Origin of the sequence: Marinobacter sp. W-8 (genome assembly GCF_044342215.1) — a bacterium.
Lineage (GTDB): Bacteria > Pseudomonadota > Gammaproteobacteria > Pseudomonadales > Oleiphilaceae > Marinobacter > Marinobacter nauticus.
In genome coordinates this window covers 2,684,240-2,699,368 of the sequence record NZ_CP172297.1, presented here as the reverse complement: position 1 = coordinate 2,699,368, position 15,129 = coordinate 2,684,240, and the positions used below count along the sequence as shown (strand labels likewise).

At 59.5% G+C, this 15,129-nt stretch carries 15 protein-coding genes; 9 read left to right on the top strand and 6 right to left on the bottom strand.

Annotated elements, in window-relative coordinates:
• The first annotated feature begins 26 nt into the window (after positions 1-26).
• The 5 genes from hflX (at position 27) to ACF8YQ_RS12465 (ending at position 6,209) form a co-directional block, all read left to right on the top strand.
• Positions 27-1,325 (top strand): ribosome rescue GTPase HflX, encoded by a 1,299-nt coding sequence (hflX, locus tag ACF8YQ_RS12485; protein WP_114434172.1) that lies wholly within the window; start codon positions 27-29, stop codon positions 1,323-1,325.
• A gap of 78 nt (positions 1,326-1,403) precedes the next feature.
• Complete coding sequence (gene hflK, locus ACF8YQ_RS12480; RefSeq protein WP_114434173.1) at positions 1,404-2,588, top strand: FtsH protease activity modulator HflK; 1,185 nt, start codon at positions 1,404-1,406, stop codon at positions 2,586-2,588.
• Positions 2,589-2,591: 3 nt separating this feature from the next.
• On the top strand, positions 2,592-3,467 hold the full coding sequence (hflC, locus tag ACF8YQ_RS12475) for a protease modulator HflC (protein ID WP_023011131.1): 876 nt from the start codon (positions 2,592-2,594) through the stop codon (positions 3,465-3,467).
• A 191-nt stretch (positions 3,468-3,658) separates the two neighbouring features.
• Positions 3,659-4,840, top strand: coding sequence for an ATP phosphoribosyltransferase regulatory subunit (locus ACF8YQ_RS12470; protein WP_023011130.1), 1,182 nt, complete (start codon positions 3,659-3,661; stop codon positions 4,838-4,840).
• 73 nt (positions 4,841-4,913) lie between these two features.
• Positions 4,914-6,209, top strand: a complete 1,296-nt coding sequence (locus ACF8YQ_RS12465) for an adenylosuccinate synthase (RefSeq protein ID WP_011786209.1) — start codon at positions 4,914-4,916, stop codon at positions 6,207-6,209.
• 75 nt (positions 6,210-6,284) lie between these two features.
• Here the strand turns inward: ACF8YQ_RS12465 and cmoB are convergent, their stop codons facing one another.
• Genes cmoB through ACF8YQ_RS12440 form a run of 5 tightly spaced genes read right to left on the bottom strand, consistent with a single transcriptional unit; the run spans position 6,285 to position 9,893 of the window.
• Entirely contained in the window at positions 6,285-7,277 is a 993-nt protein-coding gene (cmoB, locus tag ACF8YQ_RS12460; protein WP_396621572.1) for a tRNA 5-methoxyuridine(34)/uridine 5-oxyacetic acid(34) synthase CmoB, read from the bottom strand.
• Between the two features lie 22 nt (positions 7,278-7,299).
• Positions 7,300-8,052, bottom strand: a complete 753-nt coding sequence (cmoA, locus tag ACF8YQ_RS12455) for a carboxy-S-adenosyl-L-methionine synthase CmoA (RefSeq protein WP_396621571.1) — start codon at positions 8,050-8,052, stop codon at positions 7,300-7,302.
• The gene (locus tag ACF8YQ_RS12450) at positions 8,045-8,425 is read right to left on the bottom strand and encodes a kinase (protein WP_396621570.1); all 381 of its coding nucleotides are present in this window, start codon (positions 8,423-8,425) and stop codon (positions 8,045-8,047) included. The genes cmoA and ACF8YQ_RS12450 overlap by 8 nt, the downstream gene beginning before the upstream one ends.
• A 20-nt stretch (positions 8,426-8,445) precedes the next feature.
• On the bottom strand, positions 8,446-9,465 hold the full coding sequence (locus tag ACF8YQ_RS12445; protein WP_396621569.1) for a serine/threonine protein kinase: 1,020 nt from the start codon (positions 9,463-9,465) through the stop codon (positions 8,446-8,448).
• 5 nt (positions 9,466-9,470) lie between these two features.
• Positions 9,471-9,893 carry a hypothetical protein gene (locus ACF8YQ_RS12440; RefSeq protein WP_114434178.1) on the bottom strand — a complete coding sequence of 141 codons (423 nt, stop codon included), beginning with the start codon at positions 9,891-9,893 and terminating at the stop codon, positions 9,471-9,473.
• Between the two features lie 123 nt (positions 9,894-10,016).
• Between ACF8YQ_RS12440 and ACF8YQ_RS12435 the strand changes: the two genes are divergently transcribed.
• Positions 10,017-11,129 carry an NAD(P)/FAD-dependent oxidoreductase gene (locus tag ACF8YQ_RS12435; RefSeq protein WP_396621568.1) on the top strand — a complete coding sequence of 371 codons (1,113 nt, stop codon included), beginning with the start codon at positions 10,017-10,019 and terminating at the stop codon, positions 11,127-11,129.
• On the opposite strand, the gene ACF8YQ_RS12430 is transcribed toward ACF8YQ_RS12435, so the two are convergent.
• Positions 11,130-11,858, bottom strand: coding sequence for a ComF family protein (locus ACF8YQ_RS12430; protein WP_396621567.1), 729 nt, complete (start codon positions 11,856-11,858; stop codon positions 11,130-11,132).
• A 51-nt stretch (positions 11,859-11,909) separates the two neighbouring features.
• Between ACF8YQ_RS12430 and bioB the strand changes: the two genes are divergently transcribed.
• The 3 genes from bioB to bioC are packed head-to-tail and all read left to right on the top strand — an operon-like array spanning position 11,910 to position 14,974.
• Complete coding sequence (gene bioB, locus ACF8YQ_RS12425; RefSeq protein WP_014422142.1) at positions 11,910-12,968, top strand: biotin synthase BioB; 1,059 nt, start codon at positions 11,910-11,912, stop codon at positions 12,966-12,968.
• Between the two features lie 6 nt (positions 12,969-12,974).
• Positions 12,975-14,159: an 8-amino-7-oxononanoate synthase gene (bioF, locus tag ACF8YQ_RS12420; RefSeq protein ID WP_014422141.1), complete on the top strand. Its 1,185-nt coding sequence runs from the start codon at positions 12,975-12,977 to the stop codon at positions 14,157-14,159.
• Positions 14,156-14,974, top strand: a complete 819-nt coding sequence (bioC, locus tag ACF8YQ_RS12415) for a malonyl-ACP O-methyltransferase BioC (RefSeq protein ID WP_222448957.1) — start codon at positions 14,156-14,158, stop codon at positions 14,972-14,974. Before bioF ends, bioC begins: the two co-directional genes overlap by 4 nt.
• Positions 14,975-15,129 lie beyond the last annotated feature (155 nt).

The window sequence follows — 15,129 nt, the reverse complement described above, 5'->3', positions numbered from 1 at the left end:
GTTTGTGTTTATGGAGTTGATGAAACTTGTTTGAGCGTCCAGATGTCGGAGAACGGGCGGTTCTCGTTCACATTGATTTTACCGCCCACGACGATACCGAAGATCCGGAAGAGTTCCGGGAACTGGTGACATCCGCCGGCGTAGAGCCGGTTGCTACTGTAACTGGCACCCGGAAGCAGCCCAGCCCGCGTTTTTTTGTGGGAGAGGGCAAGCTTGAGGAAATCCGGGATGCGGTGGCCGCCTCCGAAGCGGATGTGGTGCTGTTCAATCATGCCCTGAGCCCGAGCCAGGAACGTAATATTGAGCGCGAGCTCAAGTGCCGGGTGCTTGATCGCACCGGCGTGATCCTGGATATCTTTGCGCAGCGGGCCCGCACCCACGAGGGCAAGCTGCAGGTGGAACTGGCGCAGCTGGAGCATATGTCTACCCGGCTGGTACGGGGCTGGACTCACCTCGAACGCCAGAAGGGTGGTATCGGTTTGCGGGGGCCGGGTGAAACCCAGCTCGAAACCGACCGCCGGCTGTTGCGCGAACGCATCAAATCCATTCACCGGCGTCTGGAAAAGGTCCGCAAGCAACGGGATCAGGGCCGTCGCGCCCGCAAGCGTGCCGACATACCTACGTTGTCACTGGTGGGTTATACCAACGCCGGCAAGTCCACGCTGTTCAACCGAATTACCACGTCCAGCGTATATGCAGCAGACCAGTTGTTTGCGACCCTGGATCCGACCCTGCGCCGGCTGGAACTTCCCGACATCGGGCCGGTCGTAATGGCCGACACAGTGGGCTTCATCCGCCATTTGCCGCACAAGCTGGTGGAGGCATTCCGGGCGACGCTGGAAGAAACCACCCAGGCCACGTTGCTGTTGCACGTGATCGACTGTCACGACAGCCGTCGGGATGAAAACATCGAACAGGTGGAAAACGTTCTGGCAGAAATCGGAGCCGATGAGATTCCGATGCTGCAGGTGTTCAACAAGATCGATCTGCTTGATGGTTTCGAGCCCCGGATTGATCGCAACGAAGAAGGTTTGCCGGTGCGAGCCTGGGTTTCAGCCGTAACGGGAGAGGGGCTGCCGCTGCTGTTCGACGCGATTGTTGAGCGTCTTGCAGAGGATGTGGTGCACCACTTTGTGCGTCTTGGCCCTGCCGATGGCAAGCTTAGAGCGCTTCTGCACGAAGCGGGTTCGGTACTGAGTGAAGAGCATTGCGACAACGGCGATCAGGTGCTGGAAGTCCGGCTGCAGAACCGGGACTGGCTGCAGCTTTTGAGCCGTGCCGGTGTACGTGAGGACGTGATCCGGTTGGAAAGCCGGCCGGTCTGAATGGCCCCTGCTATTGCCGGGGCCTTGATAAATCCCTAGTATTTGCAGCCATTCGATTAAACACGAACGGAGAGAACTATGGCCTGGAATGAACCGGGTGGAAACCGTAACGACAACGATCCCTGGGGAACCGGTGGTGGTCGTCGCGGCAATGATCAGGGGCCACCAGACCTCGATGAAGCGCTGAAGAAAGGGCTCGACAAGCTGAATCGCATGCTTGGCGGCAAAGGCGGCAACTCTGGCGGTGGCAGCAGCTCCGGCGGCAGCGCAGGTGGATTTGGTGCCATTCTGGCCATTGCGGCCATTCTGGTGGTGGGTTATGTCATCTATCAGTCGTTCTATACCGTGGACGAACAGGAGCGGGCGGTGGTGCTGCGCTTCGGTGAGTATAACCGTACCGAAAACCCGGGCCTGCGGTTCAAGGTGCCCTTGATTGATACCGTCAACAAGGTTCGCGTTACCAGCATCCGTACTGCCGAGTCTTCCGGCCAGATGCTGACCCAGGATGAAAACCTGGTGACCGTCGATCTTCAGGTCCAGTATCGCGTGGGTGATGCCCAGGCGTATGTGCTCAATGTCCGTGACTCCAACCAGGCCCTTGCATTTGCCACCGACAGCGCCCTGCGCCATGAAGTCGGTAGCTCGTCCCTGGATGACGTGCTGACCGAAGGTCGTGCGGAACTTGCGGTGCGGGTTGAGCAGCGCCTGCAGAGCTTCCTGAGAGAGTATGGCACCGGCCTTGAAATTGTCCGGGTCAACGTTGAAAGCACTCAGCCGCCGGCTCCGGTGCAGGATGCGTTCCGCGAGGTTCAGCGTGCTCGCGAGGATGAGCAGCGCCTGAAGGAAGAGGCCGAAACCTACCGTAACAAGATTGTTCCCGAGGCCCGAGGTCAGGCACAGCGCATGATCGAGGAAGCCAACGCGTACAAGCAGGAAGTGATCGAGCGGGCGCGCGGTGAAACTGCACGCTTCAATCAGTTGCTGGCCGTGTACGAGCAGGCCCCGGTGGTTACCCGTGAGCGCATGTACATCCAGGCTCTGGAGCAGGTGCTGGGTAACAGCAGCAAAATCTTTGTCGATACCGAGAGCAGCGGCAACATGATGTATCTGCCCCTGGATCGTCTGACACAGGGTTCCCTGTCGTCATCTGGCAGCCGGATGTCCGGTAGCAGTGGCCAGCAGGTGGATATCCAGACCCTGACCGACCAGGTGCTGCAGGAGCTGCGCACCCGCCAGGATACCAATACCCGGAGGAGCAGATAAGTTATGGGACCTAAAGGTGTAGTGGGCCTTGCAGGCGCCCTCATTGTTGTCCTGCTCGTGCTGTCCAGTGTGTACATCATCCCGGAGACCCATCGGGGCGTGAAACTTCGCTTCGGGGAGCTGGTAGAGACCAATATCCAGGCTGGCCTGCATTTCAAGGTGCCGGTCATCGATCAGATCCGGGAATTCGATATCCGGGTGCTGACCATGGATCTGCCATCCCGTCAGTACCTGACGGTTGAGAAGAAGCCGCTGGATGTGGATTCCTATGTGGCCTGGAAAATCCGTGATGTGGACCAGTTCTATCGTTCCACCGGCGGTGACGAATTCCGTGCCCAGACGCTGATCCTGTCCCGCGTGGACAACGGTCTTCGTGATGAGTTCGGTGTACGCACCATGCACGAAGTGGTGTCCGGTCAGCGTGATGAGCTGATGCACACTCTGCGTGATCGTGTGAACGAGACGTCCGTCAAGGAGTTCGGTATCGAGGTGCTTGATATTCGTGTCAAGGCGATCGAGTTGCCGGGTCAGGTGAGCGAGAACGTCTACCGTCGGATGGCGACTGAACGCCAGAAGCTGGCCCAGGAATTCCGTTCCCGCGGTCAGGAGTTGGCCGAGGGTATCCGTGCTGATGCCGATCGTCAGCAAACGGTGATTCTGGCGAACGCCTTTGCCGAAGCCGAGACCACCCGTGGTGAAGGTGATGGTGAAGCCGCCACCATTTACGCCGAGGCTTATGGTGCCAACGAAGAGTTCTACAGCTTCTACCGCAGCCTGCAGGCGTACCAGAACACCTTCTCCAGCAAGGATGACATCATGGTGATTGATTCCGACAGTGACTTCATGAAGTTCCTGAAGAATCCGGCCGGCGCTAACTGAGCCGGCTGACACCAGCTAAACCGGAATCTGCGGGGAAATTTTGCTGAACCCCGGGATTCCGGTTTTTTTGTGTCTGCCAACCGTGTAAAATTCTGGCGGTTTTGTGTCGGGTTTTCCGAGCCCGAGCGCCTAAATCCTGAGTTACCCCCTGGCTCCATGGCCAGCGAGGGAAAAACGGACAACAGAATCTCATGACTGTATCTGATCGCTGGTTACTGCCTGACGGGGTAGAGGACATTCTGCCGCCGCTGGCCGGGCGGATCGAGTCCCTGCGCCGGGATGTTATGGATACCTGCCAGCGCTGGGGCTACCAGCTGGTTATTCCTCCGCTGATTGAATATCTCGAATCCCTCTTTACCGGTACAGGCCACGACCTGGAACTGCAGACGTTCAAACTGACCGATCAGCTGACTGGTCGGATGATGGGCGTTCGCGCCGACATGACGCCCCAGGCTGCCCGCATAGACGCGCATACCCTGGGCCAGGATGGCATTACCCGGTTGTGTTATGCCGGCCATGTGCTGCATACCCGGCCGCGCCATATGCTGACCGGGCGCACACCGATTCAGGCCGGTTGCGAGCTGTTTGGTAGTGGCTCCGAAGCGGCCGATATGGAAGTGATCAGCCTGATGCTGGAAACCTTGCGGGTGGCCGGTTTGCCCAGGCTGCATCTGGACCTGGCTCACGTTTCAATCTATGAAAGCCTGGTCTCCGACGCCGGATTTGATCGTGATACCGAAGCGGCGGTATTTGATGCCATGGCACGCAAGTCCGTACCCGAGCTGGATCGCCTGCTGGGGGATTGTGTGCCGGGCTCTGCTGGTTGCCGGTTGCGCCAGCTGGCCAGGGTCAGCGGTGGGGTGGAATCTCTGGCCGATGCCCGGGAAATCCTCAGTGGCGCTTCTGGCGCCATCGATGCGGCGCTTGATCAGCTTGCCCGCGTCGCGGACATGCTCAACCGGGATTTTCCGGAAGTCAGTCTGGGCTTCGATTTTTGTGAATTGCGCGGATACAACTATCACACCGGTCTGGTGTTTGCGGCCTACGTGCCGGGCCATGGCGATGCCGTGGCGAAAGGTGGCCGATATGATGCTATTGGCAGTGACTTTGGTCGCGCGCGGCCTGCCACCGGGTTCAGCCTGGATATCCGTGCACTGGTGTCGCTGGGCGAACGCCCGTTCCGTAAAGCCGGGGCCATATGGGCGCCAGCGGACAACGACGCCGCGCTGGAAGGCGTGATTTCCGGCCTGAGAATGACTGAAACGGTGATCCGGGCATTGCCGGATGATCGTGAGACGGATCCTTCGGAGCGGGGGTGTGACCGTCAACTGGTGAATCGTGATGGCCAATGGGTGGTAGAAACCATCGCCTGAGCCGTTTTTGTTTAATTTCCGGGGTAAATCTTCAGGGCGTGTGCTTCTGGCCCGTCTGAATTGAGAGAGAATCATGGGTAAAAACGTAGTTGTGCTGGGCACCCAGTGGGGTGATGAAGGCAAGGGCAAGATTGTTGACCTTCTGACAGACAAGGTGGCTGCCGTTGTCCGCTTTCAGGGCGGGCATAATGCCGGTCACACACTGGTGATCGAAGGTAAGAAGACGGCTCTGCACCTGATTCCGTCCGGCATACTGCGGCAGGATGTCCAGTGCCTCATCGGTAACGGTGTGGTGCTGTCGCCGGAAGCCCTGCTGAAAGAAGTGCGGGAGCTGGAGGCTAACGGTGTTGCCGTTCGTGACCGCCTGAAAATCAGCCTGGCTTGCCCGATCATCCTGCGCACCCACGTGCGTATTGATCAGGCCCGCGAACGTGCCCGTGGCAATGACAAGATTGGTACCACCGGCCGGGGAATTGGCCCTGCGTATGAGGACAAGGTTTCCCGCCGGGGTGTTCGGTTGGGTGACCTGTGCAACCCCGCCGATTTCGAGATCAAGCTGCGGGAAATCATGTCGTACCACAACTTCGTTCTCACCGAGTACTTCAAGGAAGAGGCCGAGGATATCGATGCGGCCCTGGAAGAACTCAGACAGATGGGCGAGGAAATCCTGCCCATGGCCGCAGACGTAACCGACATTCTGCACGACTACCGCAAGCGCGGAGAGCACATCCTGTTCGAAGGCGCTCAGGGCTCGTTGCTGGATATCGACCTGGGTACCTATCCGTACGTGACGTCCTCCAATACCACCGCTGGCGGCACCGCTACCGGCTCCGGTTTTGGTCCGCTGTATCTGGACTATGTGCTGGGTATCACCAAGGCCTACACTACCCGGGTAGGTTCCGGCCCGTTCCCGACCGAACTGTTTGACGACATGGGCAAGCACCTCGCCGTCAAGGGCAACGAAGTGGGCACCACCACCGGTCGTTCCCGCCGTTGTGGCTGGTTTGATGCGGTCGCTCTGCGCCATGCTATCCAGATCAACAGTGTGTCCGGTATCTGCCTGACCAAGCTGGACGTTCTGGACGGTCTGGAAACGGTGAAGGTGTGTATTGGCTACAAGACTCCGAACGGCGAAATTACCCGTCCCCCCATCGGCTGCGACAGCTACAGTGATATCGAGCCGGTGTATGAGGAGCTGCCGGGCTGGAGCGAGAGCACGGTTGGCCTGACCAGCGTGGATCAACTGCCGGAGAATGCCAAGGCCTATATCCGCTTCCTGGAAGAGCAGATCGAGGCGCCGATTGATATTATTTCCACCGGTCCGGATCGTGTGGAAACCATTACTCTGCGGCATCCGTTCGGAGAGTAAGTTCAGAAGCTAATAAAAACCGCCTGTGGTGGATGCCCCAGGCGGTTTTTTGTGCCGGTTTTCTGGTGCAGGGTGTCAGGGCTTTTCCGCGATCAGTGTCGCCCGCTTGGGGCTCGGGTAGCCCTCAATGGTTTTCGAGGGATTGTCTGGGTCCAGAAAGTCCGCCAGTGAATTGAAACGCATCCAGTCGGTCTGGCGCTGCTCATCGGTGGTGGTCTCACTGACGTCTACCACCCGGGCGTTGCGAAAGCCGGTTCTGTCCAGCCACCGGAGCAGGGTCGGGCAGCTCGGCAAGAACCAGACGTTGCGCATCTGGCCGTAACGGTCTTCGGGCATCAGGCTGTAGCCCTCCGGGCCGTCTACAACCAGGGTTTCCAGCACCAGTTCGCCGCCGCGACGCAGCGTGCCCTTGAGTTCCAGCAGATGATCCAGCGGTGAACGACGATGATACAGCACGCCCATGGAGAAGGTGGTGTCAAAGCATTCCATGTCGGCCGGGAGGTCTTCCATGCGCACCGGGAGCAGATCGACCGGAGCCTGGCCCAGATACCCTTTGACCGCCAGGAACTGGAACATGAACAACAGCCCCGGGTCGATGCCGATCACCTGCCTGGCCCCCGCTCCAGCCATGCGCCAGCAATGGTAGCCGGAGCCGCAGCCCACATCCAGAATGGTACGCCCCGCCAGATCCGCCAGATGCGGTGCTACCCGGTCCCATTTCCAGTCTGAGCGCCATTCGGTGTCAATGTAGGTGCCGAAGAAATCGAACGGGCCCTTACGCCAGGGCATCAGTCCCCGTAATCCGTTCTCAAGGCGGCTCATGGCGTCTGGATCCAGGCCGCCGGGGCTGGTCAACGTGATTGCAGACTGATTCAGGTCGACCCTGGCATCGGCAACGTCTGGCAAGGACTGCAGTGCGTTGTGCCAGCGTTCCATATCGCCGTGGGGGTTGTCCTCAAACCGTCGAGTGAGTTGTTCTTTCAGGGCTGTGGTCCACCGGGTGTTACCGGATTCGTTCAGGTAGGAAAGAACGGGATCAAAGTGCTTGTGCCAGTCAAACAGTGCCATGGAGTGTCTTTCGGTGGATAAGTCAGGAATTCTTGATGGCCAGCATCGAGACAAAGTTGAAGCACTGGTACCACACCAGTACCTGGTCAAAGCCGGCGCGCTGCAGTCGGTCCCGGTGGTTTGCCAGGGTTTCCGGGATCAGCACTTTCTCGATGGCGGCACGCTTTTGGCTGATTTCCAGATCCGAATAGCCGTTGGCCCGCTTGAACTCGTGGTGTAGTCGGGTCTGGATGGCCTGTTCCGCGTCGGATTCAAATCGGATCTTCTCGGACAGAACCAGCACGCCGCCGGGCAGGGTGGCGTCACTGATGCGAGTCAGCAGGGCCAGCCTCTGCTCGGGCGGCACGAACTGCAGCGTGAAGTTCAGGGTGGTGACGGAGGCATTGCCTAATTCGGTGCTCAGGATGTCCTCGCAGCGCAGTGTTACCGGCAGGTCGTGGTCATCCAGGGCGACATAATGCTCGCAGCGCTCAATCATCGCCTCGGAGTTGTCCACGCCCACCAGAGTGCAGTCCGGGTAGGGGATGCCATGGCGCATGGCCAGAGTGGAAGCGCCGAGCGAGCAGCCCAGGTCGTAACAATGTGAGCCCGGCTGAACGTACTGTTCCGTGATCACCTCAATCATCGGGATGATGGTGGTGTAGCCGGGGACAGAGCGACGGATCATGTCCGGAAACACCCGGGCGACGGACGCGTCAAAGCGAAAATCCTCGGGATTGCGCTCAGTGGCAAATAACCGGTCGGTCAGTTGCTCCGGGGGCGTACGATTACTCATCGCCCGCTCCGGCCTCGCGCTCATCGGGGCGAGGTGTCGCCAGATCCTTGTCGGTAGGGGACGGCCGTGCGCAGCGAACCCCCCGGTTCTTGTAATCGACCAGGATGCCCCGGAAGGATGGGTCGACGTCAGCGGCAATGGCCAGGTAACCGTTTTCACAAACGGCATGCAGCTCCGAGGATTTTCGGGACATACGGAAGGTTTCGCCGGGTTTGATGTGGATGGCGGTAAATTCACCCACCGGAGCGTGGTCCTTGTTGTCGGAGTGATCAATCCGGCCAGACGCTTCCAGCACCAGTACCGTGCCGACGATGGCAGCAACTCCGGTCACAATCAGGCTCTTGGCTGTGAAACGCCGTTCGTTATCGCTCATGGGTACCTCGTGTCGGAAAATCAGAATTGGCCCGGCAGGCTGATGGCCGGTTCCTGTAACGCGGCCAGCTGTTCCCGTAAAGACAGGATCTGGTCTGACCAGAAACGCGGCTGTGAAAACCAGGGGAAGAATCTCGGAAACGCCGGATCTTCCCAGCGCCTTGCCAGCCACGCACAGTGGGCGATTTGCCGGTAGCATCGCAGGGGTTCAATCAGGTGGCGTTCGCGACGATTGAAATCCCGGAACATTTCATAGCCTTCGAGCAATTCGCCAAGCTGGGCGCCCCGCTCACTGGCGTCCCCGTTCAGAAGCAGCCACATGTCCTGGACTGCCGGGCCGGTGCGGCAGTCGTCCAGATCCACAAACAGCATGGTTTCGTCCCGGCACAGTATGTTGCCGGCGTGACAATCACCGTGAATGCGTAAGGTGTCTACCGGGCCGGCTTCAGCTATCCGCTCGCGGCAGTTGGCGATCAGGTCGGGAATCAGGGAATTCCAGGCCGGTTTGAGATCATCCGGAATCCAGTTACCTTCCACCAGCAGCTGGTTGTTCTGTTCCAGCCCCGCCAACAGATCAAACCCAGGTCTGTGCTCAAACGGTTTCAGGGCACCAATGTTGTGAATCTGCCCCAGCCACTGGCCCAGTCTATACAGGGTGTCGGTCACACTGGTATCCGGGGCCTGGCCGCCGCGTTGCGGAAATACCGCGAATCTGAAATCCCCGTACTGGCCGAGGGAATGCCCGCCCGGGAGCACCACAGGGGCGACAACCGGAACGCCGGCCTCCTGCAGTGACAGGGTAAATTCGTGTTCTTCCAGAATTGCCGCATCCGGCCAGCGGCCAGGACGGTAGAATTTGGCAATTACCGGTGGCTGGTCTTCAATGCCGACCTGATAGACGCGGTTCTCATAGCTGTTCAGGGCAAAGAGCCGGCCGTTGACCTCGAATCCCTCCACCTCAATGGCATCCAGAATGACTTCCGGGGTGAGGGCATCGTAGGGATGCGAGGACGGGGTGATCGCCGGAGGTTCAGTCTGCATAGGGCTCAGAATGTGGTGTCGTATCGGGTTTTCATGGATTGCAGATGGTACCAGTTTTCGTCCAGCTCCCAGCGAATGCGGTTGACTCGACCAGTGGCCAGGACAAGATCCCCGGCTCTGGCCTGAACCTGAGCAAGCTCCCGTTCAGCTTTCTGCCATTCACGATGGGTATCCGCCAGATGGCGCATGCCCGGGAACACGGCGGTCAGGGCCTTCTGGGTCGATACCGAGTGGGATCGAAGAGAACTGATTACGGCAGTATCTCCCTCTACCCGCAATACCCGGTGCTGGTACGGGTAACTGGCGACGGTTCTGTCTTCTTTCAGTTGCGCGTTCAGGTGGGTCACTTCAAAGCCGCGCCAGCCAATCCAGCCGACAAAAAGCGCGGCAACCACCATGACGGTAATAAACTGTTTTCGATCAGACATCGCCAGGCTCCCTGCGTTCGTTCTGTCTTGGGGCAAGTATAACGGTTCTTGGCGGGCAGGTAATGCAACCAGCGTTGATCTGCGGTAATTTCCTGACCAGAGAATAGCGTAGAGGAAAGCAGATTGGCCCAGGAGCAGTTCAGTATACAGACCGTAGTGATCGGTGCCGGTGTGGTCGGGCTTGCCATTGGGAGGGCGCTGGCCCGTTCCGGGCGGGAGGTGCTGGTGCTGGAAGCCGGTACCGCCATTGGTGAAGGCATATCCTCCCGCAACAGCGAAGTCATTCATGCCGGAATCTATTACCCGGAGCGCTCCCTCAAAGCCCGGCTGTGCGTGGAAGGCCGACAACAGCTCTATGAATACTGCGCCAGCCACAAAGTGGCGCACCGAAAATGCGGCAAGTGGATCATCGCCAGTGATGCCGCGCAGGCCGAACGTCTTGTTGGCATTCAGGCGCAGGCGGGCCGAAACGGTGTGTCCCTGGCGTTATATGAGGGCGCCGCGATGGCGTGCCAATTGCCCTCAATCCGGGCCACTGCCGGGCTCTGGTCTTCGGAAACCGGGATTGTGGACAGCCATGGCCTGATGCTGGCGCTGCAGGGTGAACTGGAAGACGCCGGTGGCCAGATTGCGTTCAACAGCCCGGTGGTGTCTGCCGAATCCGGTTCGGAGGGGCATGTTTTGACCGTGGGTAGGGCCGGAGATCTATTGCTGAAGGCACGGGAAGTGATTAATGCGGCGGGCCTGGGCGCTCCGGCGCTTGCGGGAGGATGGTCGGGATTGCCTGAGAGGGCACGGCCGAAACAATGGTTGGCTCGGGGTGTTTATTTCAGCTTCAGTGGCCGGCATCCGTTCAACACCCTGATTTATCCCATACCGGAACCCGGTGGGCTCGGCATTCATCTGACTCTCGATCTGGCTGGCCAGGCCAGGTTTGGGCCGGATGTGGAATGGATAGACGAGGAAAGCTATCGGGTCGATCCGCAGCGGGTTCGTGGATTTGCTGACAGTATCCGGCGCTGGTGGCCGTCCCTGGACGAGGCCCGTCTGCAGCCGGCTTATGCGGGCATTCGCCCTAAACTGGCGGGCCCGGATGGCGGCTTTGCGGATTTCCGCATCGATGGCCCTGAGGACCATGGTGTTGGTGGCCTGGTCAATCTGTTCGGGATTGAGTCGCCTGGACTCACCTCCTGTCTGGCCATCGCCGGGCACGTGCTGACAAAACTGGACAATTGATCAGCCGGGTGTGCGCGCCAGTGCCCAGACCTGGATGTCCCTGGCTCCCGCTCTGGTCAGCACCGATGCCAGCTCGCGAACGGTAGCGCCGGTGGTGACCACATCATCGACAATGGCGACGTTTGCCGGCACTGGCCCGGTAGCCTCAAACAGCCCCTGAAGATTGGCTAACCGGCTTGTCCGGTTCAGTTTCCGTTGTGCGTGAACGCGCCGTGTCCGTCTCACCAGGCCGGTGTTGACCGGGATGTTCAGCTGTTTTGCCACCGCCTCGGCAATATCCTGAGCCTGATTGAAGCCCCGCTGCCAGCGCCGGGTCCAGTGCATGGGGGCGGGGATCAGAACCTGCGGTCGGCCCTCGGTTGCCAGATGATGCTCAATGTAGTCGGTAAAACCCGCCAGTAATGGTCGCGCGAATTTGTGCTGGCCGTGGTATTTGTAGCGGCCGATCATGCCATCAACCGGGAACTGGTAACGCCAGGGGATCAGCGAACGGCTATAGCACGGTGGTGAGGCCTGGCATTCGCCACAACGTCCATCCGGGGTTGGAAAGGGCAAGGGCAGCGCGCAGGTCTGGCAGCACCAGCGGTTGGCGGGCAGGTCGTTCCGGCAGTCCTGGCAAAGGCCATCCTGGGCAGCGCCTGCGAGGCAGGTGACGCAGCGTCCGGCGCGTCTTGAGCTGTTAACCTTAACCTTTGTCGAGGTTGACAGCGAGATCAGTCCGTTTATCATCGCGGTTTATCCGTAAACCAAAAATCCCGGAAAGGTTAACAGGACTCTCACATGACTGCCACCGCTACCCGTCACGACTGGACGCTTCAGGAAGCTCGCGAGCTTTTCAATCTTCCGTTCAATGATCTTCTGTTTCGCGCCCAGAGCATCCACCGGGAGCACTTTGACCCGAATGAGGTTCAGGTGAGCACGCTGCTCTCGATCAAGACCGGTGCCTGCCCTGAAGACTGCAAGTATTGCCCGCAGAGTGGTCATTACAACACCGGGCTTGAAAAGGAGAAGCTGCTGGAAATCGAGAAGGTGGTGGCTGAGGCCCGCGTTGCCAGAGAAAAAGGGGCATCCCGGTTCTGTATGGGTGCCGCCTGGCGTAGCCCGTCAAAGAAAGACATGCCCTACGTTCTGGATATGGTCCGCCAGGTGAAATCCCTGGGCCTGGAAACCTGTATGACACTGGGCATGCTCAAAGAAGAGGAAGCCCGGGAGTTGGCAGACGCTGGCCTGGATTACTACAACCACAACCTGGATACCTCCGAGAAATACTATAACCACATCATCACGACCCGTACCTACCAGGACCGCCTGGATACGCTCGACAATGTGCGCAAGGCCGGTATGAAGGTTTGTTGTGGCGGCATCATGGGTATGGGTGAGGATGAGGATGACCGCGTCGGTCTGCTGGTTCAGCTTGCCAATTTACCCCAGCACCCGGAGAGCGTGCCGGTGAACATGCTGGTGAAGGTGAAGGGGACGCCGCTGGAAGATGTGGAAGACCTGGACCCATTTGATTTCATTCGCATTATCGCCGTCGCCCGGATCATGATGCCGGCTTCCCATGTACGTTTGTCCGCGGGCCGTGAGCAGATGAATGAGCAGATGCAGGCACTCTGTTTCATGGCGGGAGCCAACTCCATTTTCTACGGTGAGAAACTGCTGACCACCTCGAACCCGGAGGCGGATGCGGACATGCAGTTGTTCCGCAAGCTGGGTATCCGGCCGGAGCAGCGGGAGCAGTGCGCGACCGAGGAGCAGGAGGAAGAGGCCATTGCCGAGGCGGTGGAATATGAGGCCACACGGCACATGTTTTACGACGCGACCCGGGAGTCTGCGTGATTCCGCATGCGTGACTTCGCCAAAGAGATAGAAGAACGAAAGCAGGCCGGGTTGTACAGAACCCGCCGCCTGATCGCCGGCCCCCAGCAGCCGACGCTGACGGCGGATGGCCGGTCGTTGCTGTCGTTCTGCAGTAACGACTATCTGGGCCTGGCCAGTCATGGCGAAAACATGCGGGCGCTGGAGCAGGCGCTGCCGGAGGTTGGCCTGGGCGGAGCTGCTTCGCATCTGGTTTGCGGCCACCACGAGGCCCATCATCGCCTTGAGCAGAGGCTGGCAGCGTTCACTCGGCGGAGTGCGGCATTGTTCTTTTCCACCGGGTACATGGCAAACATGGGGGTCATTTCCGCACTGGCGGGCCGTGGCGATACCATCTTCTCGGATCGACTGAATCACGCTTCGATCATTGACGGCTGCATTCTCAGCCGTGCCCGCGTGCGCCGCTATGCTCACGGTGATGTGGCCGCGTTGGAAGCCATGCTCTCAGCAACCTCCGGCCACAAACTGGTGGTTACCGATGGCGTGTTCAGCATGGACGGAGACATTGCGCCACTCACGGAACTGGCTCGCGTCTGTAAGGCTCACGATGCGCTTCTGGTGGTGGACGATGCCCATGGCATTGGTGTTCTCGGGCCACAGGGCCGGGGGAGCGTGCTGGAAGCCGGGTTGTGCCAGGAGGATGTGCCGGTGTTGATCGGTACTCTGGGCAAGGGCGTGGGAACCTCCGGGGCCTTTGTCGCTGGCTCTGACGTGTTGATTGACTACCTGGTACAGAAGGCCCGGACCTATATCTACACCACCGCCATGCCGCCGGCACTGGCCGCGGCAACCTGCGCCAGCCTGGATGCTGTTGAGAGCGGCGATGAGCGACGCGCTCATCTTGACGCGTTGATTCAGCGATTCAGGGCAGGTGCTCAGGATCTGGGTTATGAGCTGATGTCATCCCGAACGCCCATTCAGCCCATCATGATTGGAGATAACTGGACCGCGCTGGCGCTCAGCCGCGCACTGGAGGATGAGGGGCTGCTGGTAACGGCGATACGGCCGCCCACGGTACCGGAGGGCGAGGCCCGCTTGCGGGTTACGCTCAGCGCCGCCCACACGGAAGCGGATGTTGACCGGTTGCTGCGGGCCCTGGCGAAGAGCCGTTCCGTCCTGAGTGAGGCCGTGGCCCGGGAGCCAGCACTATGACCATCTATACCCGAATCGAACCAGCGGCTCAGGCGGAAGGCGGAACCGGAAGCAAGCAGTCCATCGCCCGGGGGTTCGGGGGCGCCAGTGCCACCTACGACGGTGCATCCCGCCTACAGAAAATCATGGGCGACGCCATGCTCGCCGAGCTTGCAGACACGCCAGTGCCCGAATCGGTTCTTGATTTGGGCTGCGGAACCGGCTGGTTTAGCCGGAAGTTAGCGGAGCAATACCCCCATTCCGCAGTTACCGGCGCAGACCTTTCACCAGGCATGCTGGCTGAGGCTGCGAATCGGAGCCCGGGAGCAATCTACTGGCTACACGCTGATGCCGAACAGATTCCGTTGGCGGATAACAGCGTTGACCTGATCTTCAGTAATCTGATGATTCAGTGGAGCGCCCGGCCGGAACTGATCCTTCGGGAGTGCCGCAGAATTCTCAGGCCTGGCGGACGACTGGCCATATCGACACTGCTAGACGGCACCTTGTCTGAATTGAAGCAGGCCTGGGCCGAGGCCGATCCGGGACAGGCGCACGTAAACCGGTTTGTTCCGGAAGCACAGTGGAAAGCGCTCGTGGAGACGGTTCTGTCAAACGCAAAACAGGTTACTGAAACCATCTCACTGCCGTACCAGTCACCCATGCACCTCAATCGTGAGTTGAAAGAACTCGGTGCGGTGTTTAAAGGCGAAGAGCGCCGGCGGACGGTGACAGCGCCGGGGCGTTTTCGGGCGATGTGTCGTGCCTATCCGACGCGAGCTGACAACGTCGTTGAGGCTGGGTACTGTGCGGCTTGGGCGTATTGGGTTGGTTAGTTGAGCTGTTAGTATTTAGTGGTTGGACTTCCTCTGAAACATTTGGGCGAGGGTGCCATTTCTCCTTCCAGGACTGTTGAGGGCCAAGGACGGCCCGAAACAAGCGCACATGGGCGTAGCAAACGCTCTAGAAGCAAAGCTTCGAGTGCCGCGTA

Coding starts and splice junctions, on each gene's coding strand:
- hflK (WP_114434173.1), top strand. CDS start 1,404: ATGGCCTGGAATGAACCGGGTGGAAACCGTAACGACAACGATCCCTGG.
- hflC (WP_023011131.1), top strand. CDS start 2,592: ATGGGACCTAAAGGTGTAGTGGGCCTTGCAGGCGCCCTCATTGTTGTC.
- ACF8YQ_RS12470 (WP_023011130.1), top strand. CDS start 3,659: ATGACTGTATCTGATCGCTGGTTACTGCCTGACGGGGTAGAGGACATT.
- ACF8YQ_RS12465 (WP_011786209.1), top strand. CDS start 4,914: ATGGGTAAAAACGTAGTTGTGCTGGGCACCCAGTGGGGTGATGAAGGC.
- cmoB (WP_396621572.1), bottom strand. CDS start 7,277: ATGGCACTGTTTGACTGGCACAAGCACTTTGATCCCGTTCTTTCCTAC.
- cmoA (WP_396621571.1), bottom strand. CDS start 8,052: ATGAGTAATCGTACGCCCCCGGAGCAACTGACCGACCGGTTATTTGCC.
- ACF8YQ_RS12450 (WP_396621570.1), bottom strand. CDS start 8,425: ATGAGCGATAACGAACGGCGTTTCACAGCCAAGAGCCTGATTGTGACC.
- ACF8YQ_RS12445 (WP_396621569.1), bottom strand. CDS start 9,465: ATGCAGACTGAACCTCCGGCGATCACCCCGTCCTCGCATCCCTACGAT.
- ACF8YQ_RS12440 (WP_114434178.1), bottom strand. CDS start 9,893: ATGTCTGATCGAAAACAGTTTATTACCGTCATGGTGGTTGCCGCGCTT.
- ACF8YQ_RS12430 (WP_396621567.1), bottom strand. CDS start 11,858: ATGATAAACGGACTGATCTCGCTGTCAACCTCGACAAAGGTTAAGGTT.
- bioB (WP_014422142.1), top strand. CDS start 11,910: ATGACTGCCACCGCTACCCGTCACGACTGGACGCTTCAGGAAGCTCGC.
- bioF (WP_014422141.1), top strand. CDS start 12,975: ATGCGTGACTTCGCCAAAGAGATAGAAGAACGAAAGCAGGCCGGGTTG.
- bioC (WP_222448957.1), top strand. CDS start 14,156: ATGACCATCTATACCCGAATCGAACCAGCGGCTCAGGCGGAAGGCGGA.